The 26,090-nt window shown below is 66.8% G+C and carries 22 protein-coding genes and 1 tRNA gene; 21 read left to right on the top strand and 2 right to left on the bottom strand.

The window, feature by feature from the left end:
• The first annotated feature begins 34 nt into the window (after positions 1-34).
• The 7 genes from GV007_RS09430 (at position 35) to leuA (ending at position 7,543) form a co-directional block, all read left to right on the top strand.
• Positions 35-988, top strand: a complete 954-nt coding sequence (locus tag GV007_RS09430) for a PhoH family protein (RefSeq protein ID WP_160072111.1) — start codon at positions 35-37, stop codon at positions 986-988.
• Complete coding sequence (ybeY, locus tag GV007_RS09425; protein ID WP_104241448.1) at positions 985-1,452, top strand: rRNA maturation RNase YbeY; 468 nt, start codon at positions 985-987, stop codon at positions 1,450-1,452. Before GV007_RS09430 ends, ybeY begins: the two co-directional genes overlap by 4 nt.
• Positions 1,449-2,723 carry a hemolysin family protein gene (locus tag GV007_RS09420; protein ID WP_104330848.1) on the top strand — a complete coding sequence of 425 codons (1,275 nt, stop codon included), beginning with the start codon at positions 1,449-1,451 and terminating at the stop codon, positions 2,721-2,723. The genes ybeY and GV007_RS09420 overlap by 4 nt, the downstream gene beginning before the upstream one ends.
• Positions 2,720-3,610: a GTPase Era gene (era, locus tag GV007_RS09415; RefSeq protein WP_160072109.1), complete on the top strand. Its 891-nt coding sequence runs from the start codon at positions 2,720-2,722 to the stop codon at positions 3,608-3,610. Before GV007_RS09420 ends, era begins: the two co-directional genes overlap by 4 nt.
• Complete coding sequence (locus GV007_RS09410; protein ID WP_160072107.1) at positions 3,576-4,961, top strand: sensor histidine kinase; 1,386 nt, start codon at positions 3,576-3,578, stop codon at positions 4,959-4,961. The genes era and GV007_RS09410 overlap by 35 nt, the downstream gene beginning before the upstream one ends.
• Complete coding sequence (locus tag GV007_RS09405) at positions 4,958-5,614, top strand: response regulator (RefSeq protein ID WP_104241444.1); 657 nt, start codon at positions 4,958-4,960, stop codon at positions 5,612-5,614. Before GV007_RS09410 ends, GV007_RS09405 begins: the two co-directional genes overlap by 4 nt.
• A 156-nt stretch (positions 5,615-5,770) precedes the next feature.
• Positions 5,771-7,543, top strand: coding sequence for a 2-isopropylmalate synthase (gene leuA / locus GV007_RS09400; RefSeq protein WP_104298654.1), 1,773 nt, complete (start codon positions 5,771-5,773; stop codon positions 7,541-7,543).
• A gap of 41 nt (positions 7,544-7,584) precedes the next feature.
• On the opposite strand, the gene GV007_RS09395 is transcribed toward leuA, so the two are convergent.
• Positions 7,585-8,376: a trimeric intracellular cation channel family protein gene (locus GV007_RS09395; protein WP_160072105.1), complete on the bottom strand. Its 792-nt coding sequence runs from the start codon at positions 8,374-8,376 to the stop codon at positions 7,585-7,587.
• An 84-nt stretch (positions 8,377-8,460) separates the two neighbouring features.
• Between GV007_RS09395 and recO the strand changes: the two genes are divergently transcribed.
• On the top strand, positions 8,461-9,300 hold the full coding sequence (gene recO, locus GV007_RS09390; RefSeq protein WP_160072103.1) for a DNA repair protein RecO: 840 nt from the start codon (positions 8,461-8,463) through the stop codon (positions 9,298-9,300).
• A complete protein-coding gene (locus tag GV007_RS09385; protein ID WP_160072101.1) occupies positions 9,297-10,118 on the top strand; it encodes an isoprenyl transferase in 822 nt (273 codons plus the stop codon). Before recO ends, GV007_RS09385 begins: the two co-directional genes overlap by 4 nt.
• Before the next feature lie 27 nt (positions 10,119-10,145).
• Here the strand turns inward: GV007_RS09385 and GV007_RS09380 are convergent, their stop codons facing one another.
• The gene (locus GV007_RS09380) at positions 10,146-12,560 is read right to left on the bottom strand and encodes a hypothetical protein (protein WP_160072099.1); all 2,415 of its coding nucleotides are present in this window, start codon (positions 12,558-12,560) and stop codon (positions 10,146-10,148) included.
• Positions 12,561-12,804: 244 nt separating this feature from the next.
• Between GV007_RS09380 and GV007_RS09375 the strand changes: the two genes are divergently transcribed.
• From GV007_RS09375 to GV007_RS19200, 12 genes are all read left to right on the top strand, one after another.
• Complete coding sequence (locus tag GV007_RS09375) at positions 12,805-14,184, top strand: glycine--tRNA ligase (RefSeq protein ID WP_160072097.1); 1,380 nt, start codon at positions 12,805-12,807, stop codon at positions 14,182-14,184.
• A gap of 76 nt (positions 14,185-14,260) precedes the next feature.
• Positions 14,261-14,803: a DUF4352 domain-containing protein gene (locus tag GV007_RS09370; protein ID WP_160072095.1), complete on the top strand. Its 543-nt coding sequence runs from the start codon at positions 14,261-14,263 to the stop codon at positions 14,801-14,803.
• 77 nt (positions 14,804-14,880) lie between these two features.
• Positions 14,881-16,035 (top strand): tRNA dihydrouridine synthase DusB, encoded by a 1,155-nt coding sequence (dusB, locus tag GV007_RS09365; protein WP_160072093.1) that lies wholly within the window; start codon positions 14,881-14,883, stop codon positions 16,033-16,035.
• 2 nt (positions 16,036-16,037) lie between these two features.
• Positions 16,038-17,336: a deoxyguanosinetriphosphate triphosphohydrolase gene (locus GV007_RS09360; RefSeq protein ID WP_236558441.1), complete on the top strand. Its 1,299-nt coding sequence runs from the start codon at positions 16,038-16,040 to the stop codon at positions 17,334-17,336.
• Entirely contained in the window at positions 17,327-19,309 is a 1,983-nt protein-coding gene (dnaG, locus tag GV007_RS09355; protein WP_160072091.1) for a DNA primase, read from the top strand. The genes GV007_RS09360 and dnaG overlap by 10 nt, the downstream gene beginning before the upstream one ends.
• Positions 19,310-19,389: 80 nt before the next feature.
• Entirely contained in the window at positions 19,390-20,397 is a 1,008-nt protein-coding gene (locus GV007_RS09350; protein ID WP_160072089.1) for an ATP-binding cassette domain-containing protein, read from the top strand.
• Positions 20,398-20,403: 6 nt separating this feature from the next.
• Positions 20,404-21,411: an NAD(P)-dependent oxidoreductase gene (locus GV007_RS09345; RefSeq protein ID WP_201297648.1), complete on the top strand. Its 1,008-nt coding sequence runs from the start codon at positions 20,404-20,406 to the stop codon at positions 21,409-21,411.
• 98 nt (positions 21,412-21,509) lie between these two features.
• A tRNA-Asn gene (locus tag GV007_RS09340) sits at positions 21,510-21,582 on the top strand.
• A gap of 403 nt (positions 21,583-21,985) precedes the next feature.
• Complete coding sequence (locus GV007_RS09335) at positions 21,986-23,308, top strand: hypothetical protein (protein WP_160072087.1); 1,323 nt, start codon at positions 21,986-21,988, stop codon at positions 23,306-23,308.
• Positions 23,309-23,445: 137 nt separating this feature from the next.
• Complete coding sequence (locus GV007_RS09330) at positions 23,446-24,075, top strand: FAD-binding protein (protein ID WP_160072085.1); 630 nt, start codon at positions 23,446-23,448, stop codon at positions 24,073-24,075.
• A 141-nt stretch (positions 24,076-24,216) separates the two neighbouring features.
• On the top strand, positions 24,217-24,702 hold the full coding sequence (locus tag GV007_RS09325; RefSeq protein WP_160072083.1) for a D-arabinono-1,4-lactone oxidase: 486 nt from the start codon (positions 24,217-24,219) through the stop codon (positions 24,700-24,702).
• 154 nt (positions 24,703-24,856) lie between these two features.
• On the top strand, positions 24,857-25,963 hold the full coding sequence (locus GV007_RS19200) for a M23 family metallopeptidase (protein WP_160072081.1): 1,107 nt from the start codon (positions 24,857-24,859) through the stop codon (positions 25,961-25,963).
• The last annotated feature ends 127 nt before the right edge of the window (positions 25,964-26,090 follow it).

Genomic DNA, 26,090 nt, shown 5'->3' with positions numbered 1-26,090 from the left:
CGTCGAGCAGACCACCACGGTCGAAGGCGTCGCCATGGTCCGGCTCCTCGGGCCCGGCGACCGGCTGCTCAAATCCGTGGAGCGCGAGCACCCTCGCGTGCGCGTGCTCGCGCGCGGCAACGAGATCACCTTCAGCGGCGAGCGAGACGACGTCGTCGCGGCCGAGGCGCTCCTGCGCGAGATCACTGCGATGGCGCGCAGCGGCGTCGACCTCGAGCCAGCCCAGGTCGAGCGCTCCCAGCGGCTCATCGACCGTGGCGAGGAGACGCCCACGGACGTGCTCGGCCAGGCCATCGTGCAGTCGCGTGGCAAGGTCATCCGTCCGAAGACGCTCGGCCAGAAGCAGTACGTGGACGCGATCGACGACAACACGATCGTCTTCGGCATCGGCCCCGCCGGAACGGGCAAGACCTACCTCGCGATGGCGAAGGCCGTGCAGGCACTGCAGCGCAAGGAGGTCACGCGGATCATCCTGACTCGCCCGGCCGTCGAAGCTGGCGAGCGCCTCGGCTACCTGCCAGGGACCCTCAACGACAAGATCGACCCCTACCTGCGGCCCCTCTTCGACGCGCTCAACGAGATGCTCGACCCGGAGGTCGTGGTCAAGCTCATGGCGAGCGGGACGATCGAGGTGGCGCCGCTCGCCTACATGCGCGGGCGCACGCTCAACGACGCCTTCGTGGTGCTCGACGAGGCGCAGAACACGACGCCGGAGCAGATGAAGATGTTCCTGACGAGGCTCGGGTTCGGATCGAAGATGGTCGTCACCGGGGACATCACGCAGCTCGACCTGCCGATGGGGGCTTCTGGTCTGAAGCTCGTGACCCACGTGCTCGGCGGCATCGACGAGGTGCACTTCTCGCACCTCACGAGCGACGACGTCGTCAGGCACACCCTCGTGGCCCGCATCGTCGACGCCTATACCGAGTACGACCAGAAGAAGCAGGCGGACGATCACCGACGCCAGGACAGGAACGCAAGCCGATGAGCATCGAGGTCAACAACGAGGCCAGCTACGAGGTCGACGAAGGGGCCCTGCAGCGCGTCGCCGCGTACGCGCTCGACCAGCTGCACGTGCACGCCGAGTCGGAGCTCGCGATCGTGCTCGTCGAGGTAGGCCCAATGGAGGAGCTGCACGTCCAGTGGATGGGCGAGCCCGGCCCCACCGATGTGCTCAGCTTCCCGATGGACGAGCTTCGGCCCGGCAACGTCGATCGGCAGACGCCTCCTGGACTGCTCGGAGACATCGTGCTCTGCCCGCAGGTCGCGACCGATCAGGCGAAGGCCGCCGGGCACAGCATGATGGACGAGCTCCTGCTGCTCACGACCCACGGAGTCCTGCACCTGCTGGGCTTCGACCATGCAGAGCCCGAGGAGGAGAAGCAGATGTTCGGCCTCCAGCGCGATCTCCTCGTCGGCTTCCACCTTCAGGAGAGGAAGCGCGCCAGATGACCGCGGCTCTGCTCGTCGCCGCCATCGTCCTGATGGTAGCGATGAGCGGGTTGCTCGCCGCGACGGAAGCGGTCATCGCGCGTCTCTCCAAGCCAGAGCTCGAGCACCTCGCCGCGGGGAGCCGCGCGAAGCGCTCGATCGAGGCGATCGCCGCCGACCCCGGTGCCCACAGCAACGCGTTGACGTTTGCACGCGTGCTCTTCGAGAGCATGTCGGCCGTCCTTGTGACGCTCATCCTGACCGATCTGTTCGACGTCAGGTGGCAGGCGTTCCTCGTCTCAGTAGCCATCATGATCCTGGTCTCGTTCATCATCGCCGGCACGAGTCCGCGAAGCGTGGCGCGCGCGCACCCCCAGCAGGTGATGGCGTTCGCGGCACCCATCGCCCGCGGAGTTCGGCTCGTCATCGGGCCGGTCGCAGATCTGCTCGTGGTGCTCGGCGATCGAGTCACCCCTGGCCGTCCGCAGCGCCTCGGCTCCGTCTCGAGCGAGGAGGAACTCCTCAGCATGGTCGACGAGGCAGCCGACCTCAAGGTGCTCGAGCACGGCGATCGGGAGCTCATCCACTCCGTCTTCGAGTTCTCGGACCGGCTCGTGCGGGAAGTCATGGTCGCTCGAACGGACATGGTCACGGTCGACGGCGACGCGGGGGTGCGAGAAGCGCTCGAGCAGTTCCTCGAGACCGGCATCTCTCGTGCTCCGGTCATCGGCCGGGACAGCGACGACATCCTCGGGATCCTCTACCTCAAGGACCTGGTGCGGCATTCGCTGCAGGACGAGGCGGAGTCGAGCCCTGCAGTCGAGCTCGCCCGGCCCGCCGACTTCGTTCCGGAGTCGCTGCGCGCCGATCTGCTGCTTCGCCGCATGCAGGCGTCCGCGACCCACCTTGCGATGGTCGTCGACGAATACGGCGGCATAGCGGGCCTCGTGACCCTCGAAGATCTCATCGAGGAGCTCGTCGGAGAGATCAGCGACGAGTACGATCGACCGAATGACGAGCCGCGGAAGCTGCTCGACGGGCGATACCGGGTGTCGTCTCGCCTCGCGACAGGGGAGCTCGGCGATCTCTTCGATATCGAGCTCGAGTTCGACGACGTCGACTCCGTGGGCGGGCTGCTCGCGAAGTCGCTGTCCAAGATCCCCGAACGCGGGGACAGGGCCGTCGTCGACGGCATCGAGCTCGTCGCCGAGCGAGTCGGACCCCGCAAGCGCATTCTCACCGTCCTGGCGCGTCGCCTGGAACCACTTCAAGAGTCAGGAATCGAAGCATGACGAACTACCGAGCAGGATTCGTGACCTTCGTCGGTCGCCCGAACGTGGGCAAGTCCACTCTGACGAACGCGCTGGTCGGCGAGAAGATCGCCATCATCTCCGACAAGCCGCAGACCACTCGCCGTGCGGTGCGAGGCATCGTCCACCGCGAAGACGGACAGATCATCATCGTCGACACCCCCGGCATGCACCGTCCGCGCACGCTCCTGGGGGAGCGACTCAACGACGTCGTGCACGCGACGGTCGCGGAAGTGGATGTCATCGGGTTCTGCGTGCCGGCCAACGAGCCCGTCGGTCCAGGCGATCGCTTCATCAACGAGCAGCTGGATGAGGCCCCCAAGGCTCGCAAGATCGCCATCGTGACGAAGGCGGAGACCGTGAGCCGGGACGTCCTGGCCTCACGCCTCGTCGATGTCCAGGGTCTTCGCGAATGGGATGACATCATCCCCGTCTCGGCAGCTGAGGACATCCAGCTCGACACGCTCACTGGAATCATCCTCGGGCTGCTCCCGGACTCCGAGCCCCTGTACCCGAGCGATATGAAGACCGAGGAGTCGTTCGAGCAGCGTGCGGCGGAACTCGTGCGCGAGGCGGCGCTCGAGGGTGTGCACGACGAGCTCCCGCACTCGATCGCGGTCACGGTCGAGGAGATCGTGACGCGGGACGACGGCGTCACGCGCGAGCTGTACGTCAACATCGTCGTCGAGCGCGACAGCCAGAAGGGCATCATCATCGGGCGGGGCGGCGAGCGGCTGAAGCGCATCCGCGAGCAGGCGCAGCGTGAGATCTCGCAGATCACCGAGGGGCGTGTCATCGTCTCCATCCGCGTGAAGGTGGCGAAGGAGTGGCAGCGTGACCCGAAGCAGCTCGGACGCCTCGGCTTCTGAGCCGCGGTCCGTCGATGCTCTCGCGGCTGGTGGACAGCCACGGGAGTCCTTCTTCTCGGCAGTTGGCGGGCTGTGGAAGGCGCACACCTACCGCCTGACGTGGCTGCAGTGGGTGACCGACATCATCCTCGGCCTCCTCTTCGCGCTCACGTTCGGATTGCCCCTCGACTACGACGGGGGAGACGGCACGACGCTGACCTGGCTGCTCCTGCCGTCCTGGGTGCTCTTCACGGTCGCCATGATCATCCGGCGCTATGCGCCATGGCCGAGCTTCCTGATCGTCGTGCTCGCGGCACTGCTGAAGTCGGTCTTCGCGTTCGGTCCGCATCCGCAGGATGTCGCGATCTACCTCAGCATCTACGCCGCGGTCGCCTACGGGAGCCGTGCTCTTGTCATCAGCTCCGCCGTCTACGGCGTCGTGGCGCCGACGATCATCGTGGCGCTCATCCCGCACTGGAACCCGACCAGCTTCAGCTGGGAGTCCATCGCCACGAATGTCGAGGGCAGCCGCGACGCGTTCCTCTTCGCCGCGGCGTTGATCTGGCTGCTCTTCGTGGGGGCTGGAGTCGTGGCCTGGCTGGCCGGGCTCCTCCGCCGCGCGCATCTGCGAGCCCAGGAGGTCAAGAACCGGGCGGCGATCGTGGAACTCGAGCGCATTCGAGCGCAGGAGCAGCTGGCCGCTGAACAGGAGCGAACGCAGATCGCCAGAGACATGCACGACGTGGTCGCGCACTCTCTTGCCGTGGTCGTCGCCCAGGCCGACGGAGCCCGGTACGCGATGAAGAGCAACCCCGATTCGGCGGAGGCCGCGCTCGGGACGATCTCGTCGACGGCCAGGAGCGCGCTCGTCGACGTCCGTGGCCTTCTCGGGCAGCTCAGGCACAGCCAGGAGGCCGGTCCGGAACCGGGCCTCGAGGAACTGCCCGCACTGTATTCCAGGATGCGCGCGGCCGGCCTTGACCTGCAGCTGGAGACGAGAGGCGAGCCTCGGTCCCTCACGACGCAGGCGCAGGGCGCCGTGTTCCGCTTGGTGCAGGAGTCGTTGACCAACGTGCTCAAGCACGGTGATGCCACGCGGCCCGTCGTTGTGAGATTGAGCTGGGGGCAGGTCTTCGAGGCGACGATCCTCAACTCCGTCGCGGTGCCTCCGCACCCGCGAGGCGAGGGCGGGCACGGGCTCGTCGGCATGGCGGAGCGCGTCGGCATCGCAGGCGGTAACGTGCAGGCTGAACGGCTTGGTGCGCAGTTTCGCGTGCACGCGTGGCTGCCCATCGCTTCGCCGCAGGGGGCCGCTGGGGCCGAGCTCGACAGCGACGACACTCGCTCCACGACCGAGAGGCACACATTTTGACCAGTTCCCAGATCACCGTCGCGCTCGTCGACGATCAGCCTCTCTTCCGCAGCGGAATCCGGATGCTCATCGACAGCCAGGAGGACATGCGCTTCATCGGGGAGGCGAGCGACGGAGTCGCGGCGGTCTCGCTGGCCAAGGCGCTCAAGCCCGACGTGATGCTCATGGATGTGCGCATGCCGGGGCAGGACGGCCTCGAATCGACGAAGCAGATCGTCGCGAGCGGGTCGTCAACGCGCATCCTGGTGCTCACGACCTTCGATCTCGACGAGGCAGTCGCGAAGGCGGTTGGGGCGGGGGCGAGCGGGTTCCTGTTGAAGGACGCAGATCCGGAGTTCCTGCTCGCGGCGGTCCGGACCGTGGCGACAGGTGCCGAGGTCTTCGCCGCTCAGGCCACAGCCGACCTGATCAGGCGCTATTCGGCCGCAGTCCCGGCCTCGCGGGCCGTGCCGCAGCAGTTCACGACGCTCACCGAACGCGAGCGAGAGATGTTCGCGCTCGCCTCTCGCGGCCTCTCGAACGGGGAGATCGCCCGTCAAGAGTTCCTGAGCGAGGCCACCGTGAAGACGCACATCTCACGGGTGCTCGCGAAGCTCGGGCTCCGCGACCGCGTGCAGCTGGTCGTCTTCGCCTACGAGCACGGTCTCAACTGACCGCGCGGGTGAACGCAGCGCCTCGGTGCTACGCTTGGCCAATGCTGTTCGGCACCCTCCTTCTTCGTTGCCGCGGCGAGGCTTCGCTCTAAGCCCCCTCGCCGCGGAGTCTGCTGTCGGCTTAGCACGACAAGAAGAAGTGATCCGGAGCAAAAAATGAAGAACATGCAGCAGCCGTCATCGATGCCAGCGCACCGTTACGTCCCGCACCACGAGCAGATCGCCGTCGACCTGCCCGACCGCACCTGGCCCTCCAAGCGCATCGAGCGCGCACCTCGCTGGTGTGCCGTCGACCTGCGCGATGGGAACCAGGCGCTCATCGACCCGATGTCCCCGGAACGCAAGCGCGCGCTCTTCGACCTCCTGGTCCGCATGGGGTACAAGGAGATCGAGGTCGGGTTCCCCTCGGCCAGTCAGACAGACTTCGACTTCGTTCGCTCGCTGATCGAAGAGAACGTCATCCCGGACGACGTGACGATCCAGGTCCTCACGCAGGCGCGTGGCCACCTGATCACCCGCACCTTCGAGTCGCTGAAGGGTGCGAAGCAGGCGATCGTGCACCTGTACAACTCGACGAGCGTCCTGCAGCGCGAGGTCGTGTTCCGCAAGGACCGCCAGGGCATCATCGACATCGCCCTCGAGGGAGTTCGTCTGTGCCGCGAGGCCGAGGCGATCGTTCCCGACACGAAGATCTACTACGAGTACTCGCCAGAGAGCTACACGGGCACGGAGCTCGACTTCGCGGTCGATATCTGCAACCAGGTCATCGAGGGCTTCGACGCGAGCCCAGAACGTCCCGTCATCATCAACCTGCCGGCGACCGTCGAGATGTCCACACCGAACATCTACGCGGACTCGATCGAGTGGATGCATCGCAACCTGACTCGGCGAGAGAGCGTCGTGCTCTCCCTGCATCCCCACAACGACCGCGGCACGGGTGTCGCCGCCGCCGAACTCGGCTACCTCGCTGGCGCCGACCGCATCGAGGGGTGCCTCTTCGGGAACGGCGAGCGCACGGGAAACGTCGACCTGGTCACGCTCGGCGTGAACATGTTCACCCAGGGCATCGACCCGCAGATCGACTTCTCCGACATCGACGGCATCCGCCGCACGGTCGAGTACTGCACGCAGCTGCCCGTCGGGGAGCGCGCCCCCTGGGGTGGCGACCTGGTCTACACGGCCTTCTCTGGCTCGCACCAGGACGCGATCAAGAAGGGCTTCGAGGCCATGGCCGCGAAGGCCGACGCGCTCGGCGTGTCTGTCGACGAGCTCACGTGGGAGGTTCCGTACCTGCCCGTTGACCCTCGCGACCTCGGCCGGAGCTACGAAGCCGTCATCCGCGTGAACTCCCAGTCCGGCAAGGGCGGAGTCGCCTACCTGCTCAAGGAGCACCACAACCTCGACCTGCCGCGACGTCTGCAGATCGAGTTCTCCGGGGTCGTCCAGAACAAGACCGATTCGGAGGGCGGCGAGGTCTCGACCGACGCCATCTGGCGCATCTTCAACGACGAGTACCTGCCCGCGGAGAGCGAGCAGCACAAGTGGGGTCGTTTCGAACTGTTCCGCACGGCGACGAGCTCAGCGCTCGACGGAGCCGTCGATCTGAGCGTCTCGCTGCGCGACGGGTCGGGAGTGGCCGAGCACGCCTCGCAGGGCAACGGGCCGCTTGACGCCTTCATGAAGCTGCTGGGGCAGCAGGGCCTGCAGGTCGAGCTGCTCGACTACGTCGAGCACTCACTGTCCGTCGGTGGCGACGCACGCGCCGCGGCCTACATCGAGCTCGACGTCGCGGGCGTGCGCCTCTGGGGAGTCGGTATCGACAGCGACATCTCGACGGCGTCGCTCAAGGCGATCGTCTCTGGCGTGAATAGGGCGCTGCGTGGCGAGACCGAAGCCGAGCTCGATGCTCAGCTGACGACGGTCGCGTAAGCGCAACCGTCACGTTCAACGGGCGAGCACCCGGCCGGAGGTCACTCCGAGTTCGGGTTGCTCGCCCGTTTCTGTTCGATGATGTCGATCGGTCGGGTGTCGGGGGCGTGCAGGCCCGACGCCTCGAGAATCTCCTGGTCGGTGAAGGGCAGCTCCCGTTCGGGCCTGCCCGTCCGGGGTGACCTTCGTATTCGCGGCATCTTCAGCGCGATCTGCTCGGGCAGACTGAGCCCGAACCAGACGCTGGCCATGCGCACGGCGAAGGTCACCGCGACGCAGATCACGATGCCGATGATCTGGGAGACGCCGAACGCGTCGGCGAGCACAAACGCTGCGCTGCCTGCTGTCGCGGCCACGGCGTAGAGGGAGCCGACGAAGAGGATGCCGACGGGCATCCCGAGCAGCATGTCGCGGACCACGCCGCCGCCGGCTGCGGTCACGGTTCCCACGAGCAGCGTCGGCAGGATCGGCAGGTCGAAGTTCATCGCCTTGAGCGTGCCGACCGCGCAGAAGAAGCCGAGCGCCGCGGCGTCGAGGACCGAGACCAGGCCGTCCATGCGTCGGAGCAGTCGCTGCAGGAGCATTCCGCCGAGTGCCGCCGCGCCAGCTGTGAAGAGGAACCATTCCGTCTCCATGCTCACCGGACGGATGCCGAGAAGGAGATCGCGGATGATGCCGCCGCCGAGGCCGACGGTGATGCCGATGATGACGACGCCGAGCCAGTCGAGCTTCTTGTCGCGGAACTGCTCGGCGACCATGGCCGCGGTGATCGCGCCGATGGCGATGGCCGTGAGGTCCAGCCAGAGGGGGAGCGTCGTGGCGGGCGAATCCATGGTCCCAATGCTCCCACAGCGCCGCGATGGGCCCAGTCACGCGTGGTTCACGGCTCTCGCTGCTCGGAGGGCCATACTGGGTTGATGCCCACCTATCGTGACGAGGCGGTTGTCCTTCGAACCCAGCGTCTCGGCGAAGCCGACCGCATCGTCACACTGCTCGGCAAGGAGCGCGGCAAGGTGCGGGCTGTGGCTCGCGGGGTTCGCCGGACGTCGTCGAAGTTCGGCGCTCGGCTCGAGCCGTTCATGGTCGTGGACGTGCAGTGCTACGCGGGTCGCAATCTCGATACCGTCACGCAGGCTGTGACGCTCGCCGCGTACGGTCGGGACCTGGTCGAGGACTACTCCAGATACTCGGCCGCGTCCGTCATCGTCGAGGCCGCCGAGCGAGTGGCCGAGGCTGAGCCGTCGCCCCAGCAGTACACGCTTGTCATCGGAGCCTTGCGAGCGCTCACCCTTGGCGCGAGGGCGTCCCAGGACATCCTCGACTCGTACCTGCTCCGCTCGCTCTCGCTCGCCGGCTGGGCCCCCGCGCTCGATGACTGTGCGAGGTGCGGGGCAGCAGGGCCGCATGAGCGGTTCAGCGTGCAGCTCGGGGGAGTCGTATGCCAACGATGCACTCCTGCGGGGATCGTGCGAGTGGACGAGCCCACGGTGCAGGCGGTGCGCGCGTTGCTGTCCGGCGATTGGGCCATGCTCGATGACATCGAGGTCTCGGCCAGGGCACGTGCCAGTGGGATCGTCTCGGCCTACTCGCAGCACTATCTCGACAAGAAGCTCAGATCGATGCAGGTCCTCGAACACGACCGCCTGCTCGGACGACTGGAGCCGGCGACCGCGGTCACTGCGAGCGGTGCGAGCGGCGGGGCAAGCAACGCAGACAGTGACCCGGGCGCTGAGCCCGGCACGGAGGAGATGGCATGAGCCGGAGCAGGCAGACGCAGAAGTTCAAGCCGGTCGACTGGACGGGCGTCTATCCGCCGGAGTTCGAGGCGTCAGAGGTCCCGTCGCATGTGGCGGTCGTCATGGATGGCAACGGTCGCTGGGCGAACCAGCGAGGTCTCCCACGGATCGAGGGCCACCGAGCGGGTGAAGCGGCCCTCCTCGACGTCGTCGCGGGCGCGCTGCAGGTTGGGGTGAAGCACCTCAGCGCCTACGCGTTCTCCACGGAGAACTGGAAGCGCTCACCCGAGGAAGTGCGCTTCCTCATGGGGTTCAACAGGGATGTCCTTCATCGGCAGCGCGATCAGCTGAACGAGTGGGGTGTGCGCATCCGCTGGGCTGGCCGTGAGCCGCGCTTGTGGAAGTCGGTCATCAAGGACCTGCAGCTTGCCGAGCGCCTCACGAAGGACAACACGCGGATGACGCTTACGATGTGCGTGAACTACGGCGGGCGCCTTGAGATCGCCGACGCCGTGAAGCGCATCGCGGAAGAGGTTCGAGAGGGCAGGCTGCGACCGGAGCGCGTCACGGAGCAGACCATCGCCAAGTACCTCTACGACCCGGAGATGCCGGATGTCGATCTCTTCGTGCGATCGAGCGGCGAGCAGCGGACGAGCAACTTCTTGCTCTGGCAGGCTGCCTACGCGGAGATGTGCTTCCTCAATACGCTCTGGCCGGATTTCTCTCGCACCGACCTCTGGGAGGCGATCGAGCGCTACGCGGGCCGGGAGCGCAGGTTCGGGGGCGCCGTGGACGCGCCGACTCGTGTCGACGCCCCCGCCCCGACCGAGGTCAGCTGAGACGGCGAGGGCGGGCGCGCCGCGAGATCAGCGGAATTCGACGGTGACCTTCTCTCCGTCGATCGCGAAGCTCCCTCGCTCCCAGATCGTGTCCGAGCCCTTCGTCGTTCGCCCACTCTCTCCTGTCGAGGTGTAGACCGCGAGACCTCCCTCGATCTCGAAGGAGTCGGAGGCACCGCTGATCGTCACGGTCGGATAGGTGGCGATGCTCCAGTTCACGCTTCGATTCGCGCCGTAGACGTAGGTGCTGAAGGGGCATCCGACGGGAGCCGCGTCCGTTGAGGAGGCACACTCGTCGATCCTGGCGGTGACCGCGGATTCCACCGCGGTCTGCAACGCCTCGGTCGGCGTGTAGACGACATTGCGGTCTGCGACGTGGTCGTCGGCAATGGTGCCGACTCGTACCGGCTGGTTCGAGGTGGAGTAGAACTCGGAGGTCGTTCCCGTGACGGGGTAGATCGCCGGGTAAGCGTCGAACTGCACCCAGCTCACCGGCTGACTGCCCTCCCAGGTTCGTGAGGAGACGGGGTCCGGGGTCACCGTGGCGGAGCCGATCGTGAGATCCATGGCATGGCTCGTGCCGACGGCCGAGGCGAAGACCAGGGGCGTGCGGATTTGCCAGTGCTCGAGCACCAGGAACTCGTTCTCGACGCGTTCGGCAACGAGCACGGCGATCTCCGTCGTCCCTCCAAGCCTGTAGGTGACCTGCAGGTTCTTGGTCTCGCGGGCTGACCCAACCGCTGCGGGCGTCGACGGCGCCAACCAGGCCTCGGTGGCGGGTGTCGTGGCGGCTTCGAGCTCGATGATGTCGAGGACGGTGATCCGCTCGGTTGCCGCGGCCAGCATCTCGTCGCTCAGGTACGCTCGCTGAGCGCTTTCGATGTTGGGGTCGACGAGTTCACCGGCCAGGCTCGCGTCGCCGTCGGCGATGGCCTGCACGTAGCGGCGGGCCTCCGCGATCGCGCCGCGTTGGTGGTTGACGGTGGTGACCGCAATGGCGGTTGCCGCGATGATGACCATCGCGACGGCGAGAGCGGCGCCAGCGCGACGCAGCCTTCGGCGCGCGGGCGCCCCGAACTGCCGAGCAGTCCCTGCAGGTGGGGCGGATGCGGAGGGCTGCGCGATCAGTGCTGGACGTGTCTCCGAACCGGTGGCATCAGGCGCACGCCCACGGTCGAGACGCGCGCGCAGGCTGACCGCACGGGAATGGAGCTGCGGTGCGATGATCCTGAGTCGGCGCGGCAGTGCCCACGCGAGGAGCTCGACTGCCAGCGCCCAGATCGCGAAGAGCGCCGGAGTCCAGAACGCCGGCCTGACGCTGATCGTGAGGTCGCCGAGCGAGAATCCGAGTGCCGATGCCGATCCGCTGAGCACCACCGGCAGAAGCATGGACGTGAGGATCGTCCAGGTGAGCAGGGCGGCGGCCGGCAGGCGCCAGAGGCTCGACCAATGGGGGAAGCGTGTCTCGGGCCGACGGACCCCGATGAGCATGGCACTCGCGACTGTCGCGGCGACAACCGGGAGAAGCGCGAGCCAAGCGTAGGGGAGCTCAGGCGAGAAGACCGACGCGACTGTGCTCGGCGTGAAGGGGATGCTCACGGCGACGGCACCCAGATGACCGAGGATCAGCGCGGTGAGGGCGACGTGCGGTGCCGCGGCCAGAAGTACCGGCACCGCCGTCCATGGGCTCTCCGACTGTGCGACGCCGAGGATCATCGCGACGATGCCGAGGAGCGAACCGGCCACTGCGAGCGCCCCGGTGTAGATGCCGAGCTCCGTGCGGAGGAGGCGCAGCTCTCGTGACCGCGAGCCGAGCGGCGGCGTCTGAGGTGCTTCACCAGGACGGCCTCGTGCGGCAAGAGATCGCCCGAGCCATCCGGTCACGAAGACCGACGTGAACGCGACAGGCGCGAGTGCCGGGCTCAGTGCAGTGACGGTGGCAGCCGCGCCCGCGGTGTCGAGACGCAGGCCGGGTGCTGCGACGCAGAGGAGGAGGACCGCGAACGTTCCGCTCGAGACTGCGGCTGCTGCGAGCCTGCCGCGCCTGCCTCGATCCGTCCCGCGCCGCTCGAGCCCGTAGGCCGTCGCGAGGCTCACGGCCAGGACGAACGCCAGGGACGCCAGAGGCCACAGTCCGAGCACCAGGCCGCTCTCGCCCGTCATGGAGAAGCCGCCAACTGAATCGACGGCCACTCGAAGCTGGCCTGAGAAGGGGAGCGACGTGAGCAGGAGGACGAATTGCCAGAGCAGCTCGAATCCCGACGCCGCGTTCGAGGGGCCGGGCTGACTATCCGGCGCGAGATCGCTGACAAGGAGGGCCGACGCGGAGCTCAACGCGGCTCCGCTGAAGAGCGCGGCGACGACGCAGGCTCCTGCGTGCAGTGCACTCGAGGTGATGAGGTTCTTGTCGACAGCGCTGGTCAGCGCTGATGTGGGAGTCACAGTGGGTGCCCTTCGGATGCGCGACGTCCTGGGGGACAACGCCATTCGAATGTTCAGATGATTCGCGACATCGTTGCAGACCTCCGAGCAGGCGAGGTGCCCCAGAAGCGGATCTGTGGACAACGTCTCGCGGACGGCCTTCCGGCATGGAGCCGCTCACGAGCCTGGCGCTTGACTAGACTGGCGACTTGCGGCGGACACGACCCTGGGTTCGCCTTCGACACCTCAGCAGGAGTTTCTCTCAATGGCGCAAACCACGCTCGACAAGGTCATCGCTCTCGCGAAGCGGCGGGGCTTCGTCTTCCAAGCGGGCGAGATCTATGGAGGCACTCGCGCCTCTTGGGACTACGGCCCCCTTGGCGTCGAACTCAAGGAGAACATCAAGAAGCAGTGGTGGCAGACGTTCGTCCGTGGCCGTGCGGACATGGTGGGACTCGACTCCTCGATCATCCTGCCCAAGGCGGTCTGGGAGGCATCCGGCCACGTCGCTACCTTCACCGACCCGCTGGTCGAGTGCCTGAGCTGCCACAAGCGCCACCGCCAGGACCACCTCATCGAGGCGTTCGAGGCGAAGAAGAACCGCGCGCCGGAAGGCATGTCGGACATCGTCTGCCCTGACTGCGGGACCAAGGGGCAGTGGACCGAACCTCAGCTGTTCTCGGGCCTCGTCAAGACCTACCTCGGTCCCGTCGACAACGAGGCGGGACTGCACTACATGCGTCCCGAGACCGCTCAGGGCATCTTCGTGAACTTCAACAACGTGCTCACCACGTCGAGGAAGAAGCCTCCCTTCGGCATCGGTCAGGTCGGAAAGGCGTTCCGCAACGAGATCACGCCAGGAAACTTCATCTTCCGCACGCGTGAGTTCGAGCAGATGGAGATCGAGTTCTTCGTGCACCCGGATGAGGCGCAGAAATGGTTCGAGGACTGGGTCGAGGCGTGCTGGAACTGGTTCACGGACCTCGGGTTGAACCCCGACAACATGCGGCGCTTCGATGTCCCCAAGGAAGAGCGCGCGCACTACTCGGCCGGAACGATCGACTTCGAGTACCAGTTCGGCTTCAAGGGAACCGGCTGGGGCGAGCTCATGGGTGTCGCGAACCGCACCGACTACGACCTCACGTCGCACTCGACCGCGTCGGGCACCGGCCTCAACTACTTCGATCAGGCCTCGGGAGAGCGCTACACACCGTTCGTGATCGAGCCGAGCTTCGGCCTGACGCGATCCATGATGGCGTTCCTCGTCGACTCCTACGTGGAAGAGGAGGCGCCGAACGCCAAGGGTGGCGTGGATATCCGCACCGTTCTGCGGCTCGACCCGCGCCTCGCGCCCATCAAGGTCGCGGTGCTGCCGCTGAGTCGTGACGAGCGCCTCAGCCCCGTCGCGCGCGAACTGGGCGACAAGCTCCGCAGGCACTGGAACATCGACGTCGACGACGCGGGCCAGATCGGTCGCCGGTACCGCCGCCAGGATGAGATCGGCACGCCGTTCTGTGTGACGGTCGACTTCGACACACTCGAGGACAACGCTGTGACGGTCCGCGAACGCGACTCGATGGCCCAGGAGCGAGTCGCCCTGGACCAGCTCGAGATGTACCTCGCGGGTCGTCTGCTCGGAGCTTGACCGCACCTTCCAAGTGGACCAGGACTCAGTGAGAACCGGCGAGCGCCCGTCCGCGAAAACGCGGGCGGGTCGCTCGTTGCGGCCCGGGCTCCTGGCGATCGCGGCAGTGCTTGTCCTGCTCGCGGTGGTCAGCTATGTGTTCATCTCCGCCCGAGCTACCGACCGAGGATCCGCCACCTTGGATGCCCCGGCGGCGATCCCCGATTGGCGGGGACCGGCGTCGGAGCTGCTCCCACGCGGCTCGGTGAGCGTCGGTGGTGTGCAGCTGTCGGCAAGCGAGATCCAGTGCGGCCTGCCGCGGCACGATTGGCGGGGCGGCAGCGCGAGCGCCGCTGGCCAGTTCTGCGTCGTCGACGTCGATCTCCGAAATGGGAGCGGCGAGTCGATCTCCCTCGCGCCCGACGTCTTCGAACTCGCGGACGCGGCGGGGGAGACATCGATCGCAGACGACGAGACCACCGCCTACGGCACGGACCTGTCTGCTGGACCCGCGGCCGAGAAGCAGCTCCCACCGTTCACCTCCACCCGCGTCCACCTGGTCTTCGATGTCTCGACCTCGGCGGTTGGTCCGATGGAGCTGCGGTTCGAGCTTGCTCCCGAGCTGAAGATCGTCATCTGAGGCGACGAGCATCTCCTGTCCGAACGTGTCGGGGCGGGCGTGCGAAAGTCGCCTCGACCTGCGAGAATTGATCGGTTATGACCTTGACTGCACTCGACTCGAAGCCGCTGCGCATCGGCCCTCTGGTTCTCGACGTTCCAGTTGTGCTCGCGCCCATGGCGGGCATCACGAATTCCGCCTTCCGGCGCCTCTGCCGTGAGTACGGCGCGGGCCTCTACGTCTCGGAGATGATCACCTCGCGCGCGCTCGTCGAGCGGACGCCCGTGACCATGCGCCTCATCGAGCACCACGAGTCGGAAGAGGTCCGGAGCATCCAGCTCTACGGAGTCGACCCCAAGACCGTCCGCGAGGCCGTCACGATGCTGGTGGCCGAGGACCGAGCGGATCACATCGATCTCAACTTCGGGTGCCCTGTGCCCAAGGTCACGAAGCGAGGAGGCGGGGCGGCGCTGCCTTGGAAGACCTCCCTCTTCCGGGCCATCGTCGAGGGAGCAGCAGAGGCCTCCGGTGACATCCCGCTCACGATCAAGATGCGCAAGGGCATCGACGACGATCACCTGACCTACCTGGAAGCCGGCCGTATCGCGGAGGGCGCTGGCGTCGCAGCCGTCGCGCTCCATGGGCGCACGGCCTCGCAGTTCTACTCGGGGCAGGCTGACTGGGATGCCATCGGCAAGCTCAAGGAGACCGTCACGAGCATCCCGGTGCTCGGCAACGGCGACATCTGGGCGGGCGAGGATGCCTTGCGGATGATGGAGCAGACCGGATGCGACGGTGTCGTGGTCGGGCGCGGCTGCCTCGGACGCCCCTGGCTCTTCGGCGATCTCACTGCTGCCTTCCGCGGCGACGCGACGCGCATCCAGCCGACACTCGGGGCCGTGGGGGATGCGATCCGTCGACACACCGAGCTCCTCGCCGAGTTCCACCAGGAGGAGGCTCGTGCCTGCCGCGAGATGCGCAAGCACATGTCGTGGTACCTCAAGGGCTACCCAGTGGGCTCCGATGTACGCTCCGGTCTCGCGCTCATGTCGACGCTCGAGGAGCTCGACGGGCTCCTGGCTCAGCTGGACCGCGACCAGGCCTACCCGGGGCAGGACGCCGAGGGCCCTCGCGGGCGAGCGGGAACCCCCAAGCGGCCGTCGCTGCCGGACCGCTGGCTCGAGTCTCGCGAGCTCAACGAGGACCAGAAGGCGAACATCGCCGCCGCCGAGCTGTCCCACTCGGGAGGCTGAGGGTGACGCTTCCCCCTGAGCCGATCGACCGGAGTCCCTACGGCGACCACGATCGAGAGCGATTCCTTCCCGAGCACCACGAGAACCGTCGACGTTCGACGTTCGCCAGAGACCGGGCACGTCTCGTCCACTCGAGCGCTCTGCGCAGACTGGCGGCCAAGACGCAGGTGCTCTCGCCGACGGCTGGTATCGACGCTGCCCGCAACCGTCTGACGCACTCGCTCGAGGTCGCGCAAGTTGGACGCGAGATCGCTGGCACGCTCGAACTCGATCCCGACATCGTGGACACGGCGTGCCTGGCCCATGACCTCGGGCATCCGCCGTTCGGGCACAACGGCGAGAAGGCGCTCAATGAGTGGGCGCAGGACATCGGCGGGTTCGAGGGCAACGCCCAGACCCTCCGCATCGTCGCCCGCCTCGAGCCGAAGGTGTTCGGTCCTGACGGTCAGCACTACGGACTCAACCTCACTCGGGCGAGCCTCGACGCGAGCTGCAAGTACCCGTGGACGCGGGAGGCGGGGGCGGAGCGCGGCACTGGGAAGTTCGGCGTGTACGCCGACGACCGCCCGGTCTTCGACTGGGTGCGACAGGGCGCGCCTGAGGGGCGAACCAGCATCGAGGCCCAGGTCATGGACCTGAGCGACGACATCGCCTACTCCGTGCACGACCTCGAAGACGCCATCGTGGAGTCGTTCGTCTCGCTCCCCGAACTCGACGACCTCGCCAATCGTCCGGCGATCCTGTACGCGGCCGCCGACTGGTCGGGCTCGAAGTTCTCCGAGGAGGAACTCGACGAGGCGTTCACTCGCCTGCAGGCGCAGCCCTACTGGATGCGCGAGTACGACGGGTCGAGGGTCGCGCAGGCGGGGCTCAAGAACCTGACGTCGCAGCTCATCGGTCGCTTCGCGAAGGCCGCGACGGCCGCCACGTGGGCCGCGCAGCCGGGCGAGTCGCTCATCCGGTACCGGGCCTCGCTGGTCGTGCCACGTGAGATCCGCGCCGAGATCGCGCTGCTCAAGGGCATCGTCGCGGGCTTCGTCATGTCGCTGGATGCGCGTCGGCCGATCTACGAGCACCAGCGGAAGATCCTGGTCGAGCTGTCGGACATGTTCTGGCAGACCGGTGATCAGCACCTCGACGCGGCGTTCGCCGCCGATTTCCGGGCGGCCGGTGATGACACCGAGCGCAAGCGGGTCGTCGTCGACCAGGTCGCGAACCTCACCGACAAGGGCGCTCTCGTCTGGCACGACCGGCTCGCTGCAGCGTCGGAGGTGCCGTCTAGGGTGGCTTCATGGCACTGATCCGCAAGAGCGATATCGAGGAAGTTCGCTCTCGCACGGACATCTCCGAGATCGTCGGCGACCATGTCACCCTCAAAAATGCGGGGATCGGGTCGAAGAAGGGGCTCTGCCCGTTCCACGACGAGCGCACGCCGAGCTTCCACGTGAGGCCGCAGCTCGGCTACTACCACTGCTTCGGATGCGGTGAGTCCGGTGATGTCTTCACGTTCCTGCAGAAGATCGACCACGTCACCTTCTCCGAGGCCGTCGAGCGCCTCGCGGGGCGCCTCGGGTACGCCCTCACGTACGAAGACGGCGGTCATGCACCAGACCACTCGAAGCGTCTCCGGCTGCTGCAGGCGCACACGGCTGCCGAGACCTACTACCGCGAGCAGCTGCAGGCGCCCGGGGCAGAAGCGGCTCGTGAGTTCCTGGGCGGGCGTGGGTTCGATCCGAGTGCCGCGGCCATGTTCGGTGTGGGGTACGCGCCACAGGGTTGGGACTCCCTGTCGAAGCACCTCGCGGGCCTCGGCTTCACGACGCCGGAGCTGAAGGAGTCGGGGCTGCTCTCGACCAACGAGCGCGGATCGAGCTACGACCGCTTCCGCGGCCGGGTCATGTGGCCCATCCGCGACACCTCTGGTCAGACGGTGGGGTTCGGGGCGCGAAAGCTCTACGAGGACGACAAGGGGCCGAAGTACCTCAACACCCCCGAGTCGCCGATCTACCACAAGGCGCAGGTCCTTTACGGACTCGATGTCGCGAAGCGTGAGATCGCCAAACAGCGCCGGGTCGTCGTCGTCGAGGGGTACACCGACGTCATGGCCGCGCATCTCGCGGGGGTGCAGACGGCGGTCGCCACGTGTGGAACATCGTTCGGCGTCGACCACATCAAGGTGCTGCGCAGGATCATGGACGATGAATCCGCCGGCGGACAGGTGATCTTCACGTTCGACCCGGACGAGGCGGGCAAGAAAGCCGCGATGCGTGCGTTCGCGGAGGAGCAGCGCTTCGTGGCGCAGACGTTCGTCGCCGTCGCGCGTGACGGGCTCGACCCCTGTGACCTCCGTCTCGCGCGGGGCGATGCTGCCGTGCGCGAGCTCATCGACCATCCCATGCCGATGTACGAGTTCGTCATCTCGCAGCAGCTGCTCGGGCACGACCTCGACACCGTCGAGGGGAGGGTCGCTGCCCTCCGGCAGGCGGCTCCCGTGGTCGCCGGCATCCGCGACCCTGCGATGAGGCCCGGCTACTCGAGGCGCCTTGCGGGAATGCTCGGGATCGACCTCGTGCAGGTGGAGCAGGCCGTGCGCGCGGCGAGGGGGGCCAGCAAGAACGCGCCGCGCGGGCAGGCGGCGACCCGCGCTCCGGCTCGTGCGCCCGACCAGCGCTCTCGGCCGGGTGGGCAGCGCGGTCCGTCCTCCGGTCACTTCGAGGAGGAGCCGCCGTTCCCAGACGGTGAGGGGTACGACTTCCCGCCGGACACAAGCGACTTCGGCGGCGGCGCAGTGCGCGCGGTGCGCATGAGCGACCTGCCGAACGATCCCGTCACTCGCCTCGAGCGCGACACGCTGATGGCGGTGCTGCAGCACCCGAGACGACTCTCCGACGAGCGCTTCCAGCAGGTCATGGCTGCGGGCTTCACGAATGCGTCGCTCTCGACGGTGCGCGATGGCATCGTCGCGACCCGAGACTCCCTCGGCTCGATGGAATGGATCACGCGGATCGGGGAGGAAGTGCCGCAGGCGTTCACGACGCTCGTGACCGAGCTGGCCATGGCGTCGATTCCCGCGGGGAGCAAGGACGAGCAGATCGACCTGTACGTCCGGTCGCTGAGCGCATCGCTGGTGGAACGCGACCTCCTGCGGAGGAAGGCCGAGCTGCTGGGTGCGCTGCAGCGAACGGATGGGCGTGCAGAGCCGGAGCGCTTCCGGTCGCTGAACGAGCAGCTCATGTCGATCGAGAATCAGAAGCGCGAGCTGCGCGAAGGCTAGGCTCGCACGGTGGGCTCGTTGCTCGAAGGCCGAGCGACGGGTGTTCCGGCGGGTTCGGAGAACAAAAGGGGAGACCAGGCATGGCAACGAGCGCAGATCATCAACGGGCCGTCGTCGCTGACGACCTGTCGATCTCCTACATCGAGCACGGGTCGAATCGGAAGCACGAAGCCGTCAGCGGCATCTCGTTCGAGCTCGAGGCCGGTGAGATCCTGGGCGTCGTGGGCACCGCAGGGTCCGGCAAGTCCGCCCTGGGGCGCATCCTGTCCGGCCGTCGCCGCCCCGGCAAGGGGGAGTGGCCGTTCATCACGGGCGGCACGCTCGAGGTCGTCGGCATGGACCTGCGTCACCCGTCGCGACTCGACCGCCGGCGCATCGATCTGGACATCGGCTACCTCGCGCAGGACTCCGGCGACCAGCTGCGCAACGACCTGACGGTTGCCGAGAACATCGCGGAGCCCATCCTGTCGCGTGATCGCTCGTTCGACCGGAAGCGTCTCGGGCGAGCTGCGGCCATGCTCATCGACGCGGTCGACCTCGAGCTCGGCATGCTCGGCAAGTTCCCCTTCGAGCTGTCGAGAGGTCAGCGTCAGCGCGTCGCGTTTGCGCAGGCCCTCATCGTGGAGCCAAGCGTGCTGGTCGTCGATGAGCCGGCGCAGGGCGTCGACATCATCGCGAGGCCGGCGCTCTTCAGCTTGCTCGAGCGCATCAACGTGGCCCGCAACTGCACGATGATCCTGCTGAGCCACGATCTCCGCGCGATCGAGCGTCTGACGAAGAACGTGCTGGTGCTCGATCGCGGCTTCGTGCTTGCCCGTGGCACCATCGACGAGGTCCTCGCCGACCCGCATCACGCCTACCTGAAGCGCATGCGTGAGGCGCGCGAGTACGCGCTGACGCCCCTACCAGGGCTTGTCGAGCGAGAGACGCTCGCAGCGATGGATCTCGTGGCTGATGGCCTGTTCGGCGACCCCGACGTGGAGCAGCAGAGCGCGGATGCCGAGCGCACCGCCCGCGAGCAGCTCGTGTCCCAGCGCGCGGAATTCGCGCGCTTCCAGACTGACGAAGACGGCACCGAGAAGGAGTAGCAGCGGATGAGCGCGAGCAGCACGCAGGTTCAGCACACGGCGAGGTTGGCTGAGGAGGCGACCCAGCTCGAGGGGGATGCTCGCCCCGAATCCGGGGCAGTGACGCTGCTCCCCGAAGGGGATGCTGCCCCGTTCGCTGACGCGGTCGTCGCGAACGGCGGACGACTTGTGGACCTCGGCCCGGAGACTCGGGGGATCGTCTACCTGTCCGCATCCAAGGTGCAGGGGCTGATCGACGCTCTCGAGGCGAACCCGCAGGTCACCTGGGTGCAGCTGCCCTTCGCTGGCATCGACAACTTCGCGGCCAGGCTGAAGCCGCACGCCGAGCGCGGGGTGCTCTTCACCTCTGCGAAGGGGGCGTACGCCGAGCCTGTCGCGGAGCATGCGCTTGCGCTGACGCTCGGCCTGCTCCGTGAGTTCCCTCGGCGCCTTTCCGCACACACGTGGGAGAAGAAGACGGGCACCTCGCTGTACGGCAGGCACGTCGTCATCATCGGTGCTGGCGGTATCGCGCTCGAGCTCCTCGACCTGCTCAAGCCCTTCCGCGTGACGACGACGATCGTCCGGGCTCGCGACCTGCCGGTTGAGGGTTCCACTCGCACCGTGACCGCAGACAGGCTCGATGAGGTGCTGCCTGATGCGGACGTCGTCATCGTCGCCGCGGCGGCGACCGACGAGACGCGCGGACTCATCAACGAGCAGCGCCTGCGTGCCATGAAGGAGACCGCTGTGCTCGTCAACATCGCCAGGGGGCCGCTGGTCGACCCTGACGCGCTCCAGGTGGCGCTCGAGGAGTCCTGGATCGCTGGGGCCGGTCTCGACGTCACCTCGCCCGAGCCGCTGCCGGACGGGCACCCGCTGTGGACCACGCCGCGTCTGATCATCACGCCGCACGCGGCGGATACGCCTGAGATGGTGCAGCCGCTGCTCCAGGAGCGTGTGCGACGCAACGTGGAGGCGTTCGTGTCCACGGGCCGGTTCGTGGGCATCGCGGACCCGGTTCGGGGCTACTGAGGAGGGCTCGAAGACGGCAGCTTCGCGGCACGCGCGACACGCCAGCGGCTCGATTTCGCATTCGGGCGAAGGTGTTGCTAGTCTCTTCGAGTTGCCAATCCCTGATAGCTCAATTGGCAGAGCAGCCGGCTGTTAACCGGCAGGTTGATGGTTCGAGTCCATCTCAGGGAGCTGAATGAATCTGCTCGCGGAAACGTGGAGCGGTTCGGCGTGCATCACCAGGTCGGCGGGCGCGAGCGGAGCAATCCCTCGCGTCCGCCGATTTTCGTCTGTGCACGTCACGCGCTGTGCCAGGAGCGCCCGGAGCAGCTGTGGCTGCAGGGCAGGACCAATGTGGCGGAGCCTGAGGACAGCAGCCACACCGTTCCGTGGCGCCAGGTGAGACCCACCCCAACCAGGGTCGCGAGTCGCCGGCAACGGGCGCTAGGGTTCAGAACTATCCCCAGTGGGTGTTCCCCTGTGGCCCGCATCTCTCACGAGTTTCCGGCCGCTGCTTGTCGTCGTCCGCCTGGCCGAGACGACCAAGACGCGCAGTCCGGGTGCCGCTCCCCAGACGAAACGAACGGAACCCGACATGCGAAGCGCAACTCGCCGCCGGCTCTTCGCTCTGGTGCTGAGTGCCGCCCTGTTGGGTGCGGCGGTGAACCCGGCGATTTCCGCATCCCTGCCACCGACGCCCCCAACGGTCACCACATCCGTGGGCAGCGCTGCTGTCGATGTCGAGCAGGCGCTGAGCGCGAGTCCGCAGAGCGTCCAGTGCTACGGCTCCTCGAGCCTGAACTGGATCTGCAACGGCGCCCTCCAAGACGCCATGCCCGGGTGGAATGTCATCAACAACTCCGCTGGCGGAATGACCTCGACCGCAATCGCCACGGCGGGAGGCGTGCACCAGATGTACCTGAGCCGCGACGTCACGATCCCATCGTCCGGTTCTGTGCAGCTCGGCATCCCCGTCGGCAAGGCGTACGGCGACGAGAAGCTCGGGCGGGTTGTCATGGACGCGCAGATCGGCGCCATCAAGGGCAAGCTGAGCACCCGACCTGACTTGGATGACCCGAGCCAGCTCTGGGTGTTCACCCGAGATGAGGCCGGCACCGCAGTGTCAGTCGCGAAGAACACCCCCATCGTCTCCCTCGACAAGCCGAGCCCCGGCGCTGTCTCGATCTTCTGGCTCGGGTCGAACGACCTCGACGACCCCGAACGTGTCAAGGACGATACGGCCCGTCTGATCAAGCTGCACCAGGCCACCTCGAACGCGCCGTTCTACGTTGTCGAGCTCCCACCGGCATGGGGTGGAAACGAGCATCCCCTCACGGCGCACCGCAAGAACATCAACACCTGGATCAGGCAGCACTATGGACAACGCGTCATTCCCCTTGCCGACTATCTCTCGAACGGGGCGCTCTACGACGCGGGTCTCGTTCCAACTCAGGCCGACCGCGACAGCATCGCCCGTGGCCTCAATCCCCGTTCGTTCTGGATGTCGGAGAGCGACCTGACGCACATGAACAGCACCGGACAGAAGGTCGCGGCAAGGTACTTTGCGACGTTCGCGCGAGACGGCAACACGTACAGCGCCGCGGTCAAGCAGTTTGAAGCACGGTCAACCGTGAGTATCTCGGTGAATGGGAGCATGATGACCGTCTCCGGCCACGCATTCGATTCCTCGGACCTCTTCAGGTCGATTCCCGTCGGTATCACCGTGAATGGAGTCTGGAACACCACCATGGCCTCACGCGCTTCGACGCATCTCTACGAGTACGGCATCCCAGGGCGACACACCTATTCGATGACCTTCGACCTGAGACCCGGCGAATACTCCATCTGCACGGTGGGCATCAACTTCGGCGCAGGCAGGGATTATTTCCCGCCCTGCCAGACCGTGACGGTGAGATAACCCGCCGCAGTCCTCGGGTGCCGCGGGAAACTTGGTGTCCGAGGTGATGGAGTTCTGGTCAACGGACTTGCGTGGGCACGTCGACACGTGGTCCTCTTGAGACGCCCAGCAACAAGACTCACGAAGGCGTGCAGCTGATGACGAGGAACAGCCCAGAACAGCGCCGTCTGAACTGGGCCGGGTCGCTGACCTACTCGGCACGAGCGATAGTCGAGCCCCGGTCGATCGACGAGACGGCAGGCATCGTGGCTGAGAGCGACCGTGTGCACGCACTCGGCACTCGCCATTCCTTCAGCGATGTCGCTGACTCCTCGGGCGTCCTCGTCGTCCTCGGTGGCCTCAACGCGGATCTGGTCATAGATGCGCCCGCAATGACCGTCACGCTGAGCGCCGGGGCCACCTACGGGGAGGTTGCGCCCGAGATAGACCGGGCAGGATTTGCGCTCCACAACGAGGGGTCGCTGCCGCACATCTCCGTTGGCGGAGCCGTCGCCACTGGGACGCACGGATCCGGGACTGCTCTCGGCTCTCTCAGCACCGCGGTACGCGCTCTCGAGTTCCTCGGTCCAGACGGCTCGCTTCGGACCATCGAGCGGCACTCCGCAGACTTCAACGGCGCAGTCCTCAACCTCGGCCTGCTCGGAATAGTCACGCGGGTCACCTTGGATATTCAGCCCCGCTACAGCATGCGACAGGACGCCTACGGGCCAATGCCCTGGCGCGTCTATCTCGAAAATCTAGATCAGGTTCACCGGGCGGGCTATTAGGTCAGCGCATTCACGACCTTCGACGATGCCGTCAGCGAGGTGCTCGTCAAGTCTCGAGTCCCGGAGTCCGCGGATGACATCGATGTCGAGGACGATCTGTTCGGTTCCCCCCGTCTCCCGGGCGAGCCAGACTCCGAGACCGTGACCGCCCGGGACGGCTCGGTGGGACCTTGGTGGGATCGACTTCCGCACTTTCCTATCGGCTCAGCACCGAGCGTCGGCTCGGAGCTGCAGAGCGAGCACTTCGTGCCGCTCCGCCATGCGGGGGCGGCTCTCGAGGCGATCCGTGCGCATTCCGCACGCCTGCAGCCGCTGCTGCACGTCTGCGAGCTCAGGACAATGGCGGGGGATGAGCTGTGGCTCAGCCCGACCCAGGGCGAGGACGTCCTCTGCGTGGCGTTCACGTGGAAGAAGCTCGCGGCACCCGTCCTGGAACTCCTGTCCGTCATCGAGCGCAGTCTCAGCCCATTCGAGGCGAGGCCCCACTGGGGCAAGCTCACCTCGCTCGACCGCGATGAATTCAATCATCTCTATCCGCGCCTGCCGTCATTCCGGCGCCTTGTCTCCGAGGCGGATGCGGATCGGAAATTCGTGTCCCCGTTCAGTGAGCGTCTTCTTGATATCTGAGGGGATTAGCGACGTTCACTGTGGGTAGAGCGTGCTGGAATGCGCGTAATAAGCCCCCTCGTACTGAATCGGCACTTCCGCATTCGCGCGAGGGTCCTTAGACTCGGACACGTTGCCCGTGAAGCACCAACTTGCAGAATTGCAGGAGACTCCCTTGCCGAAGTCACCCACCGCCACGTCAGACACCCACCTCGACGTCCCGGGTCGACGCGCGCGCAGAGCGAAGGAACGCCGTCGCGCCAGACTCCTCGCCGTTCCAGTCGTCGCCGCGACTCTCGGCCTCATCGCCGCCGCATCGATCGGCGCAGCTGCCGTGACGGGCGCAGTTGACGACGGCCAGTCGACGGTGCCGGTCGTGAGCTCCAAGGAGCACGACGGGGTCACCTACACCGTCTCCGGCAGCGTTCCCGGTCAACTCATCGACGCCCGCGATGTTCCTGTCGTGCAGAACACCGCCGCCGTATCCCCTGATGGCACCGTGGCACCAGGCGTCCAATGGCCCGTCGACATGAGCCTCGTGCGGATCAGCGATGGCTTCGGGCCCCGCAACTCACCGTGCTCTGGATGCTCCTCGAACCACCGCGGCCTCGATATGGCCGGCCCGCAGGGTACGCGGGTCGGGACCATCGCCAACGGCATCGTGATCGAATCCGTTCCGACCGACAGCGGCGGCCTCGGGGCCCACGTTGTCGTCGAGCACCGCATCGATGGCCTGCAGGTGCGTTCCGTGTACGCCCACCTCGTCGCAGGTTCGCCCGCGGTCAAGGTCGGCGACGAGGTCAAGACCGGACAGCTCGTGGGCCTGCTCGGCAACACTGGCGCTTCGACCGGGCCGCACCTGCACCTGGAGACCATCGTCGATAGGACCCACGTCGACCCCCAGAAGTTCCTCAATAAGTACGCGGACGGGGCTGCCGTGGACATCTTCGGTGAGGCACCGACGTGGAACCCGCCGACGAACGACCAGTCGGAGAAGGAATTCTGGGAGGAGAACGAACAGACGCTCAAGCCGCCGGCTGACAAGGTGCCGGACACGCCTTCGCCCGCGCAGACCGCCCAGCCCTCGACGCCCCCGAAGAACACGACGTCGCCGGCACCGTCTCCCACGGAGACCGAGTCGTCCACGCCGCCGCCATCGACGTCGCCGAGCGAAGAGCCCGAGTCTCCCAGTCCAGCTCCCTCGCAATCGCAGGAGCCGGCATCCCCGACATCGCCGACGGAGTCCGAATCGGCCGCACCGGACCAGTCGACGGCTCCCTAGACACGGAGACAGGCCACGGCCGGGAGTCGGTACGGCCAGGGCATCCTCTCAGCGCCTTTTCTCCGGGTATTCTCGACCCCCTGCCCCTACTGTTGCTGGGGATGCTCATCGGCAGTTCAGTCGGTGA

Origin of the sequence: Pseudoclavibacter sp. 8L, from assembly GCF_902506465.1 — a bacterium.
Taxonomy (GTDB): domain Bacteria; phylum Actinomycetota; class Actinomycetes; order Actinomycetales; family Microbacteriaceae; genus Pseudoclavibacter.
The sequence above is the reverse complement of the archived record's forward strand: the minus strand, read 5'-3'. Positions and strand labels throughout refer to the sequence as shown.